Below are 18,386 nucleotides of genomic sequence, written 5' to 3'. Positions count from 1 at the left end.
CCGCTCCGCGCTCCGGCGCGTCGGGAGCGACCGCTCCGCGCGCCGACGCTTCGGCGTCGCCGTCGCGAGCGACGCGCGCTACTGCGCGGTCGAGCGCGTCTCGTCGCCGGCCTCGGGCGACGAACCGCGGACCGCGTCCCACCCGTTGATACAGGCGTCACACAGGTAGTACGCGAAGCCGTCGACGTCCCGGTGCGCGAGCGAGGCGTCGACGCCGCATCTGTCGCAGTTCATGCCCGGCGAGTACGGCAAGACGAATATATGTCTTCTGCTCCGGGTCGGATTCGTGATAATTCGTGACGGAACCGCCGAACCGGAAGTTCCGCCGTCCTCCGATCGAGCTTCCCGGACGCTCAGCGCAGCGCGTCGAGGTCGAACTCGAAGGCCGCGACCGGGACCTCCAGGTCGTGCTCGACGAGGACCTCGGGGTGGAGCTCGCCGATGACGCCGACGCGCTCGCCGTCGATCGCGACGGCGGCGGCGCGCCCCTCGATGAACGAGGGGTGTTCGGTCCGCGGGGTCGCCAGGTCGGCGTCGAAGTCGTCACAGAGCGCCTGGAGCCGTCCCTTCGCGGCCTCGTAGGAGGCGTCGCGGCGGGCGACCGCGCCCGCGACGCGGCGCGACTCGGCGACGTTCGTGTCCGCGGCGTCGTCGCGCTCGGCGACGAAGCCGACCTCGGCGACGTCCTGCGGGTAGGCGTTGTGGGTGTTCCGCTCCAAGAGCATCACGAGCGACGGGAGCGCCCAGGTGCGGAGCTGGGTGTACTCCTCGCTGTACGGCTCCGTGATCTCGACCGGGTCGCCGCCGCCGAAGACGCCGTCCCCCTCGACCGCGGCGCCGCCGGTGCCCGGCTCGATCCGCATCCGGTCGTAGTTCTCGGTCCCGCTCGTCATGTGGAAGTTCAGCAGGTCCTCGAAGCCGAGCCCCACGAGGCTCGTCCGGACCGCGTCCTCCAGCCGGGAGCGCTCGTGGCGCCCGCCGACGGTGCCCACGTCGGGGTAGCGCGGCTCCAGGTTGTCGAAGCCGTACGCGCGCCCCACGTCGTCGACGAGGTCGAGCGGGTGGAGCACGTCGACGCGGTACGGCGGGATCTCCACGTCGTACCGGACGTCCTCGCCGAGCGTGTAGGAGGCGTCGAGGCCGGCGCGCTCGAAGCAGTCGACGACCTCCTCGGGCTCGAAGTCGACGCCGAGCAGCGTCTCGATCCGGTCGTGCGAGACGCTCTTCTCGTCGGTGTCGAGGTTCGGGCGGACCAGCTCCGCCCCGTACTCGCTCGGGTGCGTCGCGCCGTCGGCGTAGTTCACCTCGACCTCCTCGATCGTCGCGCCCCGGGCCGACAGCGCGTAACAGATGATGTTGCACATCCGGTCGATCGTCCACTGGTCGGTGCCGGTGAGCTCGACGAACAGCTCGCGCGAGCCGGTCGTCACCTCGGTCCGCTTCCCGTTGATGACGGGCGGGAACGAGAAGAGGCCGAGCTCGTCGTAGATCGCCGGGTAGCGGTCGAGGTCCTCGACGAGGTTCGCGTAGGTGGTCCCCGTGTCGTGCTCCGCCAGGACCTCGGCGGGCGTCAGCTCGTCGTTCGCGTCGAGCGGGACGAACGTGTCGCCCTCGGGGTCGACGCCGCGGTAGGTGATCGACGGCTCCGCGCCCTCCTGGAGCGGCGCGCCCTTCACCATCGCGAGGTCGTGGATCCCGATGGCGCCCTTCGCGCGGCCGCGGCCCATCGTCGCGTGGAGCTTCTCTTGGAGCTGGATCAGCGACTCCAGCGCCGCCTCGTCGAGGTCGACGCCGCGGACCACGGCGCCCGTGACGAACGGCCGCTCGTCGGGCACCGATTCGTCGACCTCGATGGTCCACTCGGGGTCGTTCGCGCTCGGCACGTAGACGCCGCGCGCGTCGCCGTAGTGGTAGCGCAGCGAGCGCGCGACCCCCTCGACGGAGAGGCGGTCGAGGCGGTCGGGCGCGAACTCGAACTGGAACATGCCGTCGTCGGTCTCGCCCTCGAACTCCAAGCCGAGCCCGAACAGGTCGTCTTTCAGCTCCGCGTCGCCCTTCTCGTCGTGGCCGGTGAGCTCGCGCAGCTCGTCGGGGTCGACGTCGACGACGGGCATCAGTAGCTCACCTCCGCGTTCCGCAGGAAGTCGATGTCGGCGAGGGTGCCGTGGAGGTCGCGGATGTCCTCCGCGCCGGTAGTTAACATCGCGAGGCGTTCGAGGGCGAGCCCCCACGCCATCACGTCGCAGTCGACGCCGAGCGGGCCGGTGACCTCCTCGCGGAAGACGCCGGAGTTCCCGATCTCGATCTCCTCGCCCGTCTCCGGGTGCTCGCCGAACAGCTCGAAGGAGGGCTCGGTGTAGGGGTTGTAGTGCGGCTTGAACCGGATGTCGGTGATCCCGAACTGGCGGTAGAACTCCTCGAAGGTGCCCATCAGGTCGCGCACCGAGAGGTCCTCGGCCATCACCCACCCCTCGATCTGGAAGAACTCGAGGAGGTGCGTCGGGTCGAGCGTGTCGTTGCGGTACACCTTCTCGACGGAGAAGTAGCGCTGGGGCGGCTCCAGCTCCGCGCCCGCGACCCCGGAGAGGTAGCGCATCGACAGCGACGTGGTGTGGCCGCGGAGCGCCACCTCGCGGGCGAAGTCGGCCGACCACGGCGAGTGGTAGCCGTCGCCGTCGAGCCCCCACCCGTCGCGGTGGGCGGCCTCGACCCGGGCCATCAGCTCGTCCGGGATCGAGTCCATCGGGTCCACGTCGAGCGCGAACCGGTCCCAGTGGGTCCGCGCCGGGTGGTCCTGGGGCATGAACAGGCAGTCGTTGATCCAGAAGTCGGCGTCGGCGTGGGGCCCCTCCATCTCCTGGAACCCCATGCCGACCAGCACGTCCTTCACGCGGTCGGCGGTCCGGCGGAGGACGTGCTTGCGGCCGCCGCGGGCCGTCTCCGCCTCGGCCTCGACGTTGTACTCGGCGAACTCGGCGTCGCGCCAGTCGCCGCTGGCGAGGAGCTCGGGCGTGAGCGCGCCGACCGTCTCGGTCGCCTCCACGCCGGTCATCAGCGCGTCGACGCCGTCGTCGGTCAGCGTCACCGTCCGGGTGACCGACTCGCCGACCGCCACGAGCCCGCGCGAGTCGAGCTGCTCGATCACGGCGCCGTCGACGCCGAGGGTGTCCGCGTCGACCCCCTCGCCGTCAGCGTCCGCAAGGGCCGCGAGCGCCGCCGCCTCGGGGTCGGCGTCCGGGTCGGCGTCAGGGTCGACCGAGAGCTCGCCGCCGTCGACGCTCCCGAGGCCCTTCCGCGCGAAGTTCGCGAGCGCGATGTCGACCTCGGGGCCGTCTAAGTCCGCCTCCCCGATGACCGCGCCCATCGCGGCCGGCTCGGCGTCGGCGCCCGCGTCGAGCCCGGCCCGGTAGAGCCGCGTCTCCGGCAGCCCGGCCTCGACGTAGCGGCGCCCCTCGTCGGTGATCTCGAGCGTCTCGTCGGTCGCCGAGCCGACCTCGACGAGCCCCTCGTCGGCCAGGTCGAAGGCGGCGCCGGCGACCGTCTCCGGTTTCAGCCCCGTCTCGTCGGCTATCTCCGCCACCGTTCGTTCGTCCGTCGCGCTCGCGGCCTCGAGGACCGCGAGCTGTCGTTCCGGGAGTCGCATTCGAGTTATCCCTACACGCGGGCGGCTGGTTGGTAACGGTTCCGGGACCGGACCGCGCCCTTCGGTAATCATTTCTGATAAGTTGAACGACCGAGTTATATAGTAGATCGGAGTAGAAAGGGCTATGAGCAGCGCAACGACCGGAGCGAGCGATTCCGGGCCGGTCCCGGAGACGGCGCGCGTCAGCCACGGCGGCGACGGCCCCGCACCCAGCCTCGCCGTCGTCGAGGCGATCGCCGAACTCGCCGACGTCGACCCGACCGAGCTCCCCGAGGAGGGCGTAGTGCTGTACGACCACGTCGACCCCGACGCGCTGAACGCGCTCGTCGCCGGTCGCTCCGACGGCGACGTCGACGTCTCGCTCACGGTCGCGGGCTACGACGTCCGCGTCGGCCCCGACTCCGCGGTCGCTCGTCGAGCGCGGAACTAACTCGGGAACCGGTACCGAACGCCGCCGTTACTCCTCTTCCGCCGCCCGTTCGCGGAGCCGCGCGATCCGGTCCCCGAGCGGCGGCTGGACCTCGAACCACGTCGACCAGTCGCCGGTCTCCGGCTCGGCGCCGCGGCGCGCCGCGACCCGCTCGAACGCGTCCGCGACGCGGTCGGCGCCGACGGCGTCCGCGGCGCGGCCGTCCGCCGCGTACTGGACGCGCCGCCCGGCCCAGAAGGAGACGAGCCCGACGGCGACGAGGGCGGCGAAGCCGGACTCGAACGGGACGAGCGCCGTGACGACCGCGGCCAGCGCCGCCAGCACCGCCCCGACGGCGACCGCGCGGAACTCGGCGTAGTACGTCGCGACCCGCCCCGCCTCCGCCGCGAACAGGCCGATCGCGGCGTCCTCGTCGAGGTCGGTCAGCACGTCCTCCGTGAGGAACAGCACCCGTCGGCCGGGCGGTCCCCGGACCGACACCTCCGCGGGGCCGGCGGCCGCCGAGGCGCCGTCGCCGCCCGCCGCGTCCCCCTCGTCGACGGACTCGATCGCGATCCGGTCGACGCCGAGCCCGCCGGGGTCCGCAAGCGCCGCGATCTGCGCGCGCTCGGCGCCCGTCGGCTCCCGGAGGTCCCGGAAGCGGTCGGCCGCGTACAGCGGTCCGACGGCGACGGCGAGCGCGGCGACGACGGCGACGCCGGCGACGAGCGCGACCCTGATCATCGCTCTCGCCGACGGGACGCCCGGAGTAAAAAGGCGCGGTGTCGCGACGGGCCGCCGGCTCGCCGTCCCCGCCGGTCACTCCGGAACGCGGCGCGCGAGCGCCCGGACCGCCGCCGCGGCCTCGCTGTCGGGCGCGGCGTCGACGACCGGCCGCTCCGCGGCGACGGACCGGCCGACGCGGGGATCGGCCGGGATCACCTCGACCGGCGCGCCGAGCGCGTCGCCGACCGCCTCGACCGGCGGCGGCTCTGTCACGCGGTTGACCGCGCAGCCGACCAGCCCGGCGTCGAGTTCGCGGGCGAGCTCCCGGGTGCGGATCGCGTCGGCCAGCGCGAACGCTCGTGGCGAGACGACGAGCAGGCAGGCGTCCGCGACCGCGAGCGGCACGCCGGCGTCGGCGCGGCGCCCCGCGGGACAGTCGAGGACGACGGTCCCGAACTCCCGTTCGACCGCGGCGACCGCCCCCTCCAACCGCGTCAGGTCGGCCGCCCGCGCGCCGGCCAGCGTCCGTCCGCACGGGACGATGTCGACCGGGCCCGGGCGGACCGCCTCGACCGGGTCCGCCGCGCCGCCCAGCACGTCGTGGAGGTCGGGGCCGCGGCCGTCCGGCAGGTCGGCCATCCCGAGGTCCGCGTCGACGACGACCCCGCCGAGCGCGGCGGCGACGTTGTACGCGAGCGTCGTCTTCCCCACGCCGCCCTTCCCGCCGGCGACCGCGAGGATCACGCGAGATCCTCCAGCGCCGCGGTCGGCACCTCGCTCGCTTCCGCCCGCTCGGCCAGCGCCGCGGCGCGGTCGCGAACCGCCCGCAGCCGCTCGGCGTCTGCCGCGACGCGCTCGTCGAGAGACGCGACCGCGTCGAGCCCGCCGGCCTCCTCGACGGCCGCCGTCGCCGTTTCGAGGTCGGCGCCGCTCAGCCGCTCCGCCCGCTCGACCCGGTCCTCGACGGCCGCGAACCACGCGTCGACCCCGTCCGCCGCCGCACTCGGCGGTGACTCGACGGTCGCCGACCGCTCCGCGTCGCCCTCGCCGGCCCTTTCGATCGAGTCCGCCTCGTCGTCGGATCCCGCGTCGTCGAATCCCGCGTCGGCCCCGCTTCGCGCCCGCTCGGTCTCGTCCTCGTCCTCGTCCGAGTCGCTCGCTCTCGCGCCCCCGGATTCGTCGCCGTCGACCGCGTTTCCGTCACCGTTGACCGCCCCCGCACCGTCGACCGCCTGCCGCGGAGGGCGATGGGAGTCGAGGTCGCGGACCGCTTCTCGAACGCGGTCTGCGTCGCCTCCGGTCGCCGCGTCATCCCCGTTCGGCTCCGCGGTCGCGGGCTCGACGCTCGCGATTTCGACCGGCGGGTCGACCGGCTCCGCCACCGCCGCGAACCCGAACGCCGCGCGCTCGCCCGGGTCGATCACCGCGGTGACGCCGCCGGCGTCCCACCCGCGTTCGGGGACGCCGCCGCGACGCGGCGGCAGGACGGGGCCGTCCAGCCGGCTCTCGATCCGGACCCGCCGCGGGACCGCCCCGTCGTTGCGAACCCGGACAGCCACGAGCGACGACTCCCCCTCGCGGTCGACGGACCAGTCGAGTTCCATGCGCCGGGTCCCGCGGAATCGTATTTAACCGTCGGGGTCGGACGCCGCGCGGACGTCGGGGGTTCGGAGCAGCGACCTCGCCGCTCGGTCGGCGGCCGCGACCCTCCGGGCCGCGTCCCCTCGCAGCTCGACGGCGCCGTCGAGCGCCGCGACCCTGACCGCCGCGAGCGACGCCGCGACCGGGTCGCCGTCGTACGCGTCGGGGGCCGCGCCGGCGGCGTCGGGATCGCCGCCCGGGACGACCGCGAGCGCGCGCTGGAACGCCGGATAGATCCCCTCTGCGAGTTCGCGGCGGGCGGCGCGGCGGCGGTTCCGGAGCCGATCGCGGAGCCGCAGGCGCCGTCGCCGCTCGTCGCGGTTCCGGGCCGCCTCCGCCCGCGCGCGTTCGAGCGCCTGCTCGGCGGCGATCGCCTCCGTCTGCGCGGCCGACAGCTCCGCGGCCGCCGCCTCCAGGTCGTCGAGCGCCTCGTCCGCTTCGGCGTCGACCGCGCGGCGCGCCCGGGCGTCGCCGCGCAGCGCCGCGACCCGCTCCTTCAGGCGCTCTATCTCGCCGCTCGTCTCGGCGACCCGCCGCCGCGCCGCGGTCAGGTCCACCGGCTCGACCTCGATCGCCGCGAGCTCCGCCTCGATCTCGTCGATCTCTGCCGCGACCGACGCGGTCCGTCCCCGCGAGCGCGCGGCCGCCGCCAGTTGCCGACGGAGCCCCGCGTCGGTGGGGAGCCGCCCGAGCACCGCCCTCGGCTCCGGCGGTCCCTCGACCGCAGCCGACTCGTCCTCGTTGCCGTCGGCCTCCTCCTCCCGGTCCGGCTCCCGCGGTGTCGGTCTCGTCTCGGTCACAGCTCTTTGCCGCGCATGGCGTCCGGGTGCGGGTGGTCCGTCCCCGCCGCGAACGCCGCGTACGGCGTTGACTCCGCGCTCCGGTCCGCGTAGGCCGCGGCGGCCTCTCGGACCGGCTCGTCGACGGCGACGAACTCGTTGAACGGCTCGGTGCGCTCGATCTGGACGTCCCCGCCGTGCGACTCTCGGAGCCGCAACGCGAGGAACGCGGCGTACACCGTCTCGTCGAACAGCGCGGCGCGCCCGAACCGCCGAGCGACGACTCCCTCGTGGCGGCGACACAGGTTCCGGAGGCCGGTCCGGGCGGCCGCCGAGTACGTCACGACCAGCAGCACGCCCGCGGGTGGTCGATTTTCCAATTTAGCCGTTCCGGACCGGAACGTTTCAGTCGGCTTCAGCGACCGCCGTCCCGGCCGCCGGTCTCGCCTTCGAGGCCGAGTCTTCAGAAGCGCTCGACGTCGAACGCGGGCCCGTCCCCGCCGTCCGGGTCGCGTTCGCCGTCGACGCCGCTGGCGGCGAGGACGCGCTCCCGCGCCGCCGGCTCCGAGGGCGCGACGACGACGGTGCCGTCGACAGGGTCGTCGCCGACCGCGCGGAACACGTCGCCGTCGCCGTCGAACTCGGTTGCGTACGTGCGGAGGACGGCCGCGACGCGCCGCTCCGTGGCCGCGAGGTCGGCCTCGCCGTCCTCGAACTCGCGGAGCGCGTCCTCGACGTTCCGTATCGCTGAGATGCGGTCCATCTACGTCGTCCGGAGGTGGCCCTGCTTGGGCTCGTACACCTCGCCCTTCGTCCGGAGCTTCTCGATCTCCTGTTCCGCCTTCCCCGGGTCCATCCCGATCTCGTCGGCGCGGTCGAGCACCTCGTCGACCGGCGCGCCCTCCTCGTACTCCTCCTCGATGTCGGCGATGAGCCCCTTGATGTTCTTGATGCGGTCGCGCTGGCTCTTCGAGGTGCCCGTCTCGACCACGTCGGCGTCGAACTGCCCCGTCTCCGGGTCGACGCCGATGTCCTTGAGACACGACTCGACGATGTCGGTCGCGCGGTCGGCGTCCTCCCGCTCGACCGTGTCCGACAGGCGGACCCGCGCGCTCGCCTCCGAGAGGCGCACCAGCGCCTCCAGCTTCCGCGCGGTGACCGGCACCGGCGCGTCCTCGTCGGCGCCCTTCGACCGGAGGTCGACGTAGAACTCCTCGATGATGTCCTTCGCCTCGTCGGTCATCGTCGGGTAGCAGTTCCGCTTCGCGTGGGCGATGTACTTCCGTAATAGCTCGGCGTCGATCTCCGGCGCCACCTCCTCCGTGACGCTGTCGACCTCCTCGGCCGTGAACTCCGACGACGGCACCTCCGCCCGCTGGGTGTTCAACTCGCCCGCGTAGTTGGTCTTGAGGATGTGCTGGGCCAGCCGGGAGTCGTGCTCCGGGTCCGGGCTGTCCGTCACCGTGAAGATGAGGTCGAACCGCGAGATGAGCGCGGGCTCTAAGTCGATCTGCTCGCCGATCGGCTCGTACTGGTCGAACCGACCGTACTTGGGGTTCGCCGCGCCGAGCAGCGAACACCGCGCCTTGAGGGTGGCGTTGATCCCCGCCTTCGAGACTGATATCTTCTGCTGTTCGAGGCCCTCGTGCATGGCGGAGCGGTCCGAGGAGTTGTGGACGACGAGCCCGTTCGCGACGAAGTTGTGCGTCCCCTCGACGGTCAGGTCGTACACCCTCGGTCGCTCGCCGTCGTCGATCCGGGAGAGGATCGACCGCAGTTCCGCCTTCATGGCGCCGACCTCCTCAACGACGGCCTCGCGCAGGTCGTCGAACCGGTCCGTCTCGACGGCGCCGGACAGCCAGCGCGACACGGTCGCCTGACTCACGTCGAGCCCCGACGCCACGTCCGCCTGACTGACATCGTGAGCGTCGAGTGCCGCCGACAGCGCCGCTCGCGTCTCGCCGACCGGACCGCGGTCGAGCAGTTCGCGAGCGCGCGCTTCCGCCGTGTCGACCGGCCCGCCGATGACGTCGACGAGGCGCTGCCGGAGCACCTCGCCGCGGTGCTCGACCGACTCGGGCGGGATCGTCTCGACCGACTCGACCCGACGCCACTTCACCTCGCCGCGGACGAACTCCCGGAGGTCGTCGAGGTCGGTCTCCGCGACGTCGGTGAGTACCTCCCGGAGTCGCGCGGCCACCGTCCGACGGACCTCGTCGCTCTCCCCCCACTCGCGGGAGACCTGCTGCTGGGACAGCGTCGTCCCCTCGGCTAACTCGGACTGCGAGACGTGGTATCGACTCCGAAGCTCCGAGAGCGTCTCCCACGTCGGCGTCGCGTCGAGCGCACCGCGGTCGTCGGCCGCGCGTTCGCGCCGCCTCTCGAACGCCGTGAGTATCCGCTCGGCGCGGTGGAGCGAGACGTTCGCGCTCCCGGTCTCGAAGTCGTGGTACGTGACGGCGCCGATGCCGCACTCGCTCTGGTGGAGCCGTAGCGAGTCGCGACACCGCGCCAGCACGTCGTCGACCTCCGGGACCACGTCGAGAATCGTGCGGTCGCCGTCGGCGGCAGCGACGACGCGGTCGAGGGCTTCAGCCTTCCGCGTGGCCGTGAACCCGACGTACCGCCGGAACGCCGCGAGCGAGTCCGCGTCGGTCACCGTGAGGTAGTACACGTCGCGCCCGCCGTCTCGCTCGCGGTGCTGGAGCTGGCTCGACACGCCGAACTGTAAGAGGAGGTTCTTGGTGCCGCGGAGGAGGTCTCGGCTCGCCGACGCTATCCGAACGTTGCCCGCCGACTCGTCGACGTGGCCCTCGCTGTCGGCCAGCGCGCGGACGAACGCGGCCTTCGCCGCGCGGCTCCCGGTCGTCACGGCGGTCGGGAAGCACTTCTCGTCGTACCGGCCGAGATTCATCCCCGCGTCGAGGACGGCGTCGGCGTGCTCCTTCCCGGTGACCCGGACCGTCTCGACGCCGTCGTCGCGCCGTTCGCTCGGCGGCCGCACCGGCTCCGCGTCGAACGCCGCCCGCGCCGCGCGCTCGAAGTCGTCGAGGAGGTCGTCGTCTGCGTTCGTGAACCGGACGCCGTAGACGCCCTCATCGCGGTCGTAGTAGACGTTGCCGTCACCGGAGAGGTACCCGAGGACGCTCGCCGTGGCGGGGTCGACCCCGTCAGCGTCGACCGTCGGGTCGTCGCCGGGCTCGGTCGCCGGCCCCTCTCCCCCGCTCGCGGCCACCGCTCCGCCGTCCGCCGCCCTCGTCGGGATCTCGCGCGGGACGTACACCCAGTCGCCGTCGTTCAGCGCGGCCGCCTCGCGCTCGACGCGCTCGCCGTCCTCGAGGACGAAGAACGGGTGGTCGGCGGTCGCGGTCAGCGACTCGCCCGTCTCCGTCGTCACTCGGGTCAGTTCCGACGGCACGTCGTACTCGTGGACCGCCGAAACCGACCGCTCGACGAGGTTTCCGTCCTCGTTCATCGACCAGACGTCGAGGTCGACGTCGCGGATACGTCGCCCGTTCGAAAGCTCCTCGACCTCGCCGTCCTCGGCCGCTTCCCGCGCCAGCTCTCCGATGCGCTCGACGCGCCCGTCGGCGAGGGAGACCAGCGCGTCGCCGGTGACGCAGTCCATCTTGTCCAACTCGTCGACCGCCGCGATCCCCTTGTCCGCGAGGACGAGCGCGCCGGCTTCGAGCGACCACTGCTGGCCGTCGCCGAAGTCGTCGCGGACGGCCGCGGCCGTGAGGCCCGCCGCAGACGACCCCTTCCCGGAGGTGTACACCGAGCGGGGAGCGATGTTTTCTACGTACGAAATCATCTGTGAGTTGTGCGAGACGATCCCGTTCGAGACGTAGTTGTGAGTCCCCTCGACTTCGAGATCGTACACCCACTCGTCCTCGCTTTCAACTCGCTCGATGGACTCGATCCGATCCCAGCAGATATCGCTCTCCGCGAGTCGCCGGAGCGCGGCGATGTTGCGTGCGGTGGCCCCGCCGTCCGTTTTGGCGAAGGCATCGGTGTCGCCGTCGACGGGAGACCCACACGCGTCTTCGAACGCGTCGACAATTCGGGTGAGGGCGTCCCGACTCGGATTCCGACTACCGGCCTCGTAGTGTCGGTAGGTGTTCCGCGGGACGCCGCACTCGTACTGTGTCAGCCCCAGCGACTCGCGGAGTCGACGAAGCGTCGGACCGACGTTCGGGATCACGTCCACGTTCGTGTTCCGATCCGTTTCGAGGTGATCCTCCGCTGTAGACTGTTTTCGCTCAGTAACGAACCCGATCTCAGTGACGTAGCGGTCGAACTGTGCGCCGCTGATACGGAGCCGGTAGCTTCCGTTGTGCCGCTCGTGTAACTGAGATGTAATTCCGTGTTGAAGCAGGAGCGATCGGACTCCCTCAAGAAGCTCCTCGCTTACCGACGCGACCGTTATCTCGCGTTGTGACGCGGAGACGTGACCTTCCCCCTCGATGAATCCTTCAACGAAAGCCGCGGTTATCTCGTCGGATGCGCCTGCGATTCTCGACGGGACCCGCTTTTCAGCGGAGCCTTTCAGTAGCGCTTCGTCAATCTCGTCGAGGAAACTGACGAACTCGCCGGCGGAACATAGCAACTCCCGCGCACTCTTGCCATCGTGCGGCTGCCTGGTGGTCGTTTCGAGGTTGAGGTCGTGGAGCGTGTTCCGCGCGTCTTCGAGGACCTCCTCGTCGTTGTTCGTGATCGAAACGAACCCCGAGTGGTCGTCGCGCTTCTCGACGTAGCCCTCAGCAACAATGTATCCAATTAGCCGGGAGAGCGCTGGCGTCCACCGTTCGGGAGCGTCGAGACGGACGGCATTGTGCGACTGAGCCCTACGGAAATCGACGTTGAGCGTGTCGTTAGCATCCGCGTCGAGTCGCGCGGGCGCCGCCACGAATTCGCCCGCTTCCAGTTGCTCGGCGCGGACCGGCGCGAACTGCCCGTCCCGCTGGATGAACAGCGGGTGCGAAGGCGTCACGTTGAGTTCACGACCCGACGCCGTTTCGATCCGATACATCTCTGCTGGCGCCTCTCTCTTCCAGACTTTCGTCGCGCGGGACGCCCCGACAGCGCCGTCATCCTGAAGCGCGGGAACTTCGAAGTCGACGCTGTCCCAGACGCCGTCGTCAACCGGCTTCGGATCGTCGAGATTCCGCTCGACCAACTCGCGTATCGGAACTTCTCGTCCATCGTTGAGCACGACATTCGTGTCCCCATCTAGACACTTCCCGGTACCAGGGTCGCCGATCAGGAGCATGTGGAGGTCGCCGCGGATCCGCGAGCCGTCGGGGAGGTGCTTCGTGACGCCGGAGAACAGCTGGAGGATCATCGCGAGCTTCTCCTCCTCGTAGCCGTAGATGGCGGGCGCGATGGAGCCGACCATCGCCTCGTAGATGTCGTCGCGCTCGGAGAGCTCGATGATGTCGCGTTTGTCCGCCTCGGTGATGTCCATGTCCTCGAACTCCTCGTCCTCGATGGCGATGGAGACGCCGTCCATGTACAGGTCGAAGATGGCGGACTTCTCGTTGCCCTGCTCGACCTGCTCGATGTGGAGGACGCCGACGCAGGTGACGTGGTCGCCGGGACTCACCTCGCCGGTGATGTCGTCGACGATGTCGACATCGAGCGACTGGGGGGTCTCGCCGCCGCGCAGCCCCTCGGGCGACTCCTGGATGCGGAGCTTCTGGGAGTCGACGAACTCGGACTGGTCGAAGTTGACGCGGAACGGGCCCTGTCGCTCGCACCCCTGGCACTCGTGGGGCTCCTGGAAGCCGCCGTCGGACTGGGGGATGTACGTCATCGTGCCGCAGCGCTGGCACTCGAAGGCGGCCTCGGTCACCTTCGGGCGGACGTCCGTGGCCTTGCGGACGATGCCCTGGATCGAGACGAGCTTGCCGATGTGGTCGTCGTGGACCCGAATGCCGCGGATGTCGACGCTCTCGGGGAGGTCCTCGATGCGGACGTGCGCGCGGCCGAGGCTCACGTCGGCGGGGAGGTCGTAGAGCCGCAGCGCCTCCTCGGCGTACTCGCGCATCTGTTCCGGCTTGTTCAGGAAGTCCTCGGCGAGGTCGCGGTCGAACTGGAAGAGGTCGTCGTAGGAGACGTACAGCGAGCGCTGCTCGTTGGGGTACCGCTGGGCGAGCTGTCCGATCTCCTCACGGTAGTAGTTGCGATAGAACTGGATGAACCGCTCCGTGAGGTCCTGGGTGCCGGCCTGAGCCATTGCGACACCACTTCGTCGGCATCACGTATGAACCTCCGGTTCGGAGCGGACGTGGTCGCGGCCGCCGTCTCGCGCCGGCGATCCGCCCTCGGCTACGCGCGTTCGACGAACGTCGCGTCGGCGGAGGTGCGCCCCTCGTTGAACGAGAGCACCTTCGCCCGGATCACGTCGCCCGGTTCGAGCCCGCTCGGGATCTCCTCGGTGAAGACGACGAACCCTTCGACCTTCCCGACGGCGACCTCGTCGCCGGAGTGGTGGTCGGTGAGCTCGGTGACGCCGAACTCGTAGGTCTCGCCGATCTCGACGGGCGGTTCGCGCTCCTGTGCCGCCTCGTGGGCGCGTTTCGACTCGCGCGCCTCGCTCGACGGCCCGCGGAGCCGGCGGGCGAGCACGAACAGCGCGAGCAGCGCGACCGCCACGGCGATACCGACGACGAGCGGCGACGTGGGAATCATACCCGTGCGGTCGGCCGCGGCCACCTAAACGGTGTGGGTACGTGGCGGCGCGGCGGGGCCGATCACCCCGCCCGTGTCTCCCTCGACCGCCTCGGCTCCCCCGCGGCCGCATGAGAAACGCCTTTGCCCTCGAAGCCCCCCTCTCGATCCGATGCGACACAGCCGCGGTTCCCGACGACACGCGTCCGGGTGTGGTGTGCCGTGAAGGTCGCGGACGCGGTGCCGGAGTTCGCCGACGCCTTCGGGTTCGACGAGTTCAACCGGATGCAGCGGGAGGCGCTGCCGGGCATCCTAGAGACCGACCACAACGTGGTCGCGTCGGCGCCGACGGCCTCCGGGAAGACGGCGCTCGCCGAGCTCGCCATCTGTAAGACGCTCGACGCGGGCGGGACGGCCCTCTTCGTCGCGCCGCTGCGCGCGCTCACCAACGAGAAGGAGAGCGAGTGGGAGCGCTTCGAGGAGCTCGGCTACTCCGTCTACGTCGTCTCGGGCGAGCGCGACCTCAACCCGCGCCGCGCCGAGCGCGCCGACGTGCTGGTGACGACCCCCGAGAAGGCCGACAGCGCGACGCGGAAGCACGACTCCGCGCGCTACTCCTTTATCACCGACGTGGACTGCGTCGTCATCGACGAGGTCCACCTGCTCGACTCCGAGAAGCGCGGCGCGGTGCTGGAGGTCACCGTCTCGCGGCTCCGCCGGCTCCAAGATCCCCGCATCGTGGCGCTGTCGGCGACGATGCCGAACATCGACGACGTCGCGGAGTGGCTGGACGCGCCCGCGGAGACGACGTACGCCTTCGGCGACGAGTACCGCCCGGTCGACCTCGAAACGGGCGTGAAGACGTACTCGCACGGTTCGAACGCCTTCGCCGACAAGTACCGGCGGCTCTACCGCGCGCTCGACCTGGCCGAGCCGCACGTCCGCGAGGACGGGCAGGCCCTCGTCTTCGTCTCCTCGCGGCAGGACACGGTCCAGGCGGCGAAGAAGGCGCGCGACGAGATCACCGAACGCGACATCCCGATCGACTCGCGGGACGACTACGACTTCCACAACGAGGCCAAGGAACTCACTAACGACACGCTCCGCCAGTCGGTCACGGACGGCGTCGGCTTCCACCACGCCGGCCTCGGGAAGGACGACCGCGACCGCGTCGAGGAGTGGTTCAAGCAGGGGAAGATCAAGTTCCTCTTCTCGACGTCGACGCTGGCGTGGGGGGTGAACCTCCCCGCGCGCTGCGTCGTGATCCGAGATACCAAGTACCACGACCCGATGGAGGGGGAGACCGACATCTCGCCGCTGGACGTGCTCCAGATGCTCGGTCGCGCCGGCCGGCCGGAGTACGACGACGTGGGGTACGGCTGGGTGGTCTGCGACCGCGCGGACGCCGACAAATACCGCGAGCTGCTCCGCGACGGCAAGGAGATCGAGTCGCGGCTCGCCGCCGACCTCGAGTCGCACCTCAACGCCGAGATCGCGATGGGGACGATCCGCGGGCTCGAGGACGTGATGGCGTGGTTGGAGACCACCTTCTACTACGTCCGCGCGCGGTCGGAGCCGGACGCGTACGACTTCCCGACGCTCCGCGACCGCGTGCGCGACACGCTCGAATCGCTCGTCGACGACGGGTTCGTCGCGGCCGACGACGACCTCGCGATCGAGCCGACCGCCCTCGGACGCCTCGCCTCCAAGTACTACCTCCGGCTCGACACCGCCCGCCGCTTCCGCCGGCTCGCCGACCGCGAGACGCTGACGGTCGACTCGGTGTTGGCGACCGTCGCGTCGGCCGGTGAGTTCGACTCCGTCTCGGCGCGGTCGGCCGAGGCGGACGCCATCGACCGCATCCTCGACGGGCGCGACACCGACTTGGAGGACGGCCACCGCAAGGTGTTCGCCATCCTGCTCGCCGGCATGGCGGACTCGATCCCCTCGGACCTCCGGTCCGACGCGTGGGTGATCCGGCAGAACGCGCTCCGCCTGCTCGCCGCGCTCGCGGAGTTCCTCGACCGCTTCGCCGGCCCGCGCGCCGCCAACCTCGCCCGCCGCGTCGAGGCGCGCGTCGAGCACGGCGTCTCCCGCGAGGCGGTCGCGCTCACGGCGATCGAGGGGGTCGGCTCCGGTCGCGCCGAGCGCCTCGCGGACGCCGGCCTCGCCTCCCCCGTCGACGTGGTCGACGCCGGCGCGGCGGGCCTCGAGCGCGCCGGCATGAGCGACTCCGTCGCGGAGCGGATCGTCGACGCCGCGCGCGACTGCCCCCGCGTCGACGTCGACTGGGGGGACTTCCCCGAGGCCATCGCGGTCGGCGAAAACGAGATGTGCGAGGTCGCCGTCGAGGCCGTTTCCGGCGGCGCGCGCGCCGGGATCCGCGTCACGGTCAACGGCGTGGAGATGACCGCGACGACGACGTACCTCGACGGGACGGCGACGGTCCCGGTCGGCGTGTTCGGGCCGCCGGACGCCGACGAACTGGAGTTCGTCGTCGAGGTCGCCTTCCCGGACCTCCCGCTGCTCCCCGTCACGGCGACGCGGACGGTCCGGGTGGAGTGACGGCGTCGCCCCGCCCGCTACCGGCGCTCCGCATCCCCGATAAACCCCGCCACGAGCGCTTTTCAGCCATTCCGCGGCCAGTCGCCCCATGCCGCAGCGACTCCGCGTGCTGGCCGGCGACTGCGAGGTAACCGACCGCGGCGACCGCACCCGCACCCACCGGGGACGGGTCGTCGTCCTGATCAAACCCGACGACACGACGCTCGTCCACGACGCCGACGGCTACCAGCCCGTCGCGTGGCTCACCCGCCCCGAGAGCGTCGTCGTCGAGGCCGACGGCGACGGGTTCACCGTCACCGCCCGCGACGGCTCCCGGCGGCTCCGGGTCGTCGCGGCGGAGGCGACCGCGAGCCGCGCGCTCCCCGTCACCGAGGCCGGCGTCCCGGTCGGGACCTGCCCGGACGACGGCGGGCCGCTCGTTCGCTCGCGCGGCGACGTGGTCTGCCTGGACTGCGAGGAGCGGCGGGGGCTGCCTGCGGGCGCCAGCGTCACGGACGCGACCTGCGACGACTGCGGGCTCCCGAAGGTCCGCGTCGAGCGCGGCGAGCCGTTCCACCTCTGTCTCGACCCGGGCTGTGACCCCATGGCGGAGGCCGTCAGCGACCGCTTCGACGGCGTCTGGGACTGCCCCGACTGCGACGGCGACCTCCGGGTCCGCTCCGCGCCCGGCCGCGTCTACCTCGGCTGCGAGAACTACCCGGACTGCGAGACGACTTTCTCGTTCCCGGCCGGCGTCGTCGTCGACGAGTGCGACTGCGGGCTCCCCGTCTTCGAGACGGCGGCGGGGCTCGGCTGTCTGGACGGGACCTGCGCGCTCGACGGTCGCGCGGTGAGAAACGAAGCGGACGCCGAGTGAGGGCGCCGCGGAACGACCGGCCTACTCCGCGAGCTGCTGGCGGCCCGGCGCGATGAGGCGGTCGAGGTACTCCGCGAGCGCGCCCTTCGCGTCCGCGGGGTGGAGCTCGCCCGACTCCAGGTCGGCCTCCAGGTCGTCGTAGGCGTCGTACTCCAGGTTCCCGCCGTACTCCTCGGGGCGCTCGACGGTCACCGCGTCGAACCGCGGGAACACGTGGTACTCGAACACCTGGAGGACGGGGTTCTCGCGCTCGGCGCCGTCGTCGGTCGGCTCGGGGTCGGCCGTCGGCGGGCAGTAGGCGTCGTTCACCTTCGACTCGATGTCCTCGCGGGAGTCCTCCATCGAGATGGTGACGCCCTCGCTGGAGGACATCTTCCCGCGGCCGGTGCCGAGGTCGGCGATGAGCGGCGTGTGGAGGCTCGTCGGCGGCTCGCGGTCGATGCTCGGGAGCACGTCGCGCGCGAGCATGTGGACCTTGCGTTGCTCCATCCCGCCGACCGCGAGGTCGACGCCGAGGTACGGGATGTCGAGCGCCTGCATCAGCGGGTAGACGGCCTGCGACACCTTCACCGAGTCGCCCGAGCTGATCTCCGCCATCGCGCGCTCGGCGCGGGAGAGGGTGGTCTCCAGTTCGAGGGCGTGGAGGTCGAGCGTGTAGTCGTCGTCGAGCTGGAAGTCGGAGCCGAGCACGAACTGCGTGTTCGACTCGTCGAGCCCGTAGGCGATGAACTGGTCGCGCATCCGCTCGGCGGTGTGGCGGATCTCCTCGAACGACCCCTTGTCGTTGAGGTAGGCGTGTACGTCGGCCAGCAGCACGGTGACCTCGAAGCCCGCCTCCTGGAGGTCGATGAGCTTGTTCGCGGTGAGCATGTGACCGATGTGGAGCACGCCCGAGGGCTCGTAGCCGACGTACGCCCGCTTGCCCTCGGGGTCGTCGGCCAGCGCCTCGATCTCCGCCTCGGTGACCACCTCGGCCGCGTTCCGGGTGATCAGCTCGTGAGCGTCCATACCTCCGAGTGTGCGTTCCCGGACATATGACTTCTGGATGCGTGCCGACGACTCACGGGGAGCGCCGCCAGCGCGGCCGTCGACCGC

Annotated in this window: 15 protein-coding genes; 3 read left to right on the top strand and 12 right to left on the bottom strand. The window is 71.3% G+C overall.

The features are described 5' to 3' along the window. Positions 1 to 78: 78 nt before the first annotated feature. The 3 genes from DVK05_RS17125 to DVK05_RS10160 form a co-directional block, all read right to left on the bottom strand. The gene (locus DVK05_RS17125; RefSeq protein ID WP_158293540.1) at positions 79 to 234 is read right to left on the bottom strand and encodes a hypothetical protein; all 156 of its coding nucleotides are present in this window, start codon (positions 232 to 234) and stop codon (positions 79 to 81) included. 119 nt (positions 235 to 353) lie between these two features. Beyond that, a complete protein-coding gene (gene pheT / locus DVK05_RS10165) occupies positions 354 to 2,114 on the bottom strand; it encodes a phenylalanine--tRNA ligase subunit beta (protein WP_121563242.1) in 1,761 nt (586 codons plus the stop codon). After that, a complete protein-coding gene (locus DVK05_RS10160) occupies positions 2,114 to 3,643 on the bottom strand; it encodes a phenylalanine--tRNA ligase subunit alpha (RefSeq protein WP_121563241.1) in 1,530 nt (509 codons plus the stop codon). Before DVK05_RS10160 ends, pheT begins: the two co-directional genes overlap by 1 nt. Before the next feature lie 124 nt (positions 3,644 to 3,767). Here DVK05_RS10160 and DVK05_RS10155 point away from each other — a divergent pair, with 124 nt between their 5' ends. Continuing rightward, positions 3,768 to 4,073, top strand: a complete 306-nt coding sequence (locus DVK05_RS10155) for a HalOD1 output domain-containing protein (RefSeq protein WP_121563240.1) — start codon at positions 3,768 to 3,770, stop codon at positions 4,071 to 4,073. A 27-nt stretch (positions 4,074 to 4,100) separates the two neighbouring features. On the opposite strand, the gene DVK05_RS10150 is transcribed toward DVK05_RS10155, so the two are convergent. From DVK05_RS10150 to DVK05_RS10115, 8 genes are all read right to left on the bottom strand, one after another. After that, positions 4,101 to 4,796 (bottom strand): peptidase, encoded by a 696-nt coding sequence (locus tag DVK05_RS10150; RefSeq protein WP_121563239.1) that lies wholly within the window; start codon positions 4,794 to 4,796, stop codon positions 4,101 to 4,103. A 75-nt stretch (positions 4,797 to 4,871) separates the two neighbouring features. After that, positions 4,872 to 5,522 (bottom strand): chromosome partitioning protein ParA, encoded by a 651-nt coding sequence (locus tag DVK05_RS10145; protein ID WP_121563238.1) that lies wholly within the window; start codon positions 5,520 to 5,522, stop codon positions 4,872 to 4,874. Further along, a complete protein-coding gene (locus tag DVK05_RS10140) occupies positions 5,519 to 6,382 on the bottom strand; it encodes a hypothetical protein (RefSeq protein WP_121563237.1) in 864 nt (287 codons plus the stop codon). Before DVK05_RS10140 ends, DVK05_RS10145 begins: the two co-directional genes overlap by 4 nt. A 24-nt stretch (positions 6,383 to 6,406) precedes the next feature. Then, the gene (locus tag DVK05_RS10135) at positions 6,407 to 7,219 is read right to left on the bottom strand and encodes a hypothetical protein (protein ID WP_121563236.1); all 813 of its coding nucleotides are present in this window, start codon (positions 7,217 to 7,219) and stop codon (positions 6,407 to 6,409) included. Then, positions 7,216 to 7,554, bottom strand: coding sequence for a hypothetical protein (locus tag DVK05_RS10130; RefSeq protein ID WP_121563235.1), 339 nt, complete (start codon positions 7,552 to 7,554; stop codon positions 7,216 to 7,218). Before DVK05_RS10130 ends, DVK05_RS10135 begins: the two co-directional genes overlap by 4 nt. 107 nt (positions 7,555 to 7,661) lie before the next feature. Next, positions 7,662 to 7,961 (bottom strand): hypothetical protein, encoded by a 300-nt coding sequence (locus DVK05_RS10125; RefSeq protein WP_121563234.1) that lies wholly within the window; start codon positions 7,959 to 7,961, stop codon positions 7,662 to 7,664. Continuing rightward, positions 7,962 to 13,436 carry an LAGLIDADG family homing endonuclease gene (locus tag DVK05_RS10120; RefSeq protein WP_121563233.1) on the bottom strand — a complete coding sequence of 1,825 codons (5,475 nt, stop codon included), beginning with the start codon at positions 13,434 to 13,436 and terminating at the stop codon, positions 7,962 to 7,964. A gap of 92 nt (positions 13,437 to 13,528) precedes the next feature. Further along, positions 13,529 to 13,891, bottom strand: a complete 363-nt coding sequence (locus DVK05_RS10115; protein ID WP_053770397.1) for a TRAM domain-containing protein — start codon at positions 13,889 to 13,891, stop codon at positions 13,529 to 13,531. Positions 13,892 to 14,092: 201 nt separating this feature from the next. Between DVK05_RS10115 and DVK05_RS10110 the strand changes: the two genes are divergently transcribed. Beyond that, positions 14,093 to 16,435 carry a DEAD/DEAH box helicase gene (locus tag DVK05_RS10110; protein ID WP_121563232.1) on the top strand — a complete coding sequence of 781 codons (2,343 nt, stop codon included), beginning with the start codon at positions 14,093 to 14,095 and terminating at the stop codon, positions 16,433 to 16,435. Positions 16,436 to 16,523: 88 nt separating this feature from the next. Next, positions 16,524 to 17,291 carry a topoisomerase DNA-binding C4 zinc finger domain-containing protein gene (locus tag DVK05_RS10105; RefSeq protein WP_199712315.1) on the top strand — a complete coding sequence of 256 codons (768 nt, stop codon included), beginning with the start codon at positions 16,524 to 16,526 and terminating at the stop codon, positions 17,289 to 17,291. A gap of 21 nt (positions 17,292 to 17,312) precedes the next feature. On the opposite strand, the gene DVK05_RS10100 is transcribed toward DVK05_RS10105, so the two are convergent. Then, positions 17,313 to 18,299, bottom strand: a complete 987-nt coding sequence (locus DVK05_RS10100) for a tyrosine--tRNA ligase (RefSeq protein ID WP_121563231.1) — start codon at positions 18,297 to 18,299, stop codon at positions 17,313 to 17,315. Positions 18,300 to 18,386 lie beyond the last annotated feature (87 nt).

It is taken from the genome of Halorubrum sp. Atlit-8R (assembly GCF_003666025.1).
Classification (GTDB): domain Archaea; phylum Halobacteriota; class Halobacteria; order Halobacteriales; family Haloferacaceae; genus Halorubrum; species Halorubrum salinarum.
The sequence above is the reverse complement of the archived record's forward strand: the minus strand, read 5'-3'. Positions and strand labels throughout refer to the sequence as shown.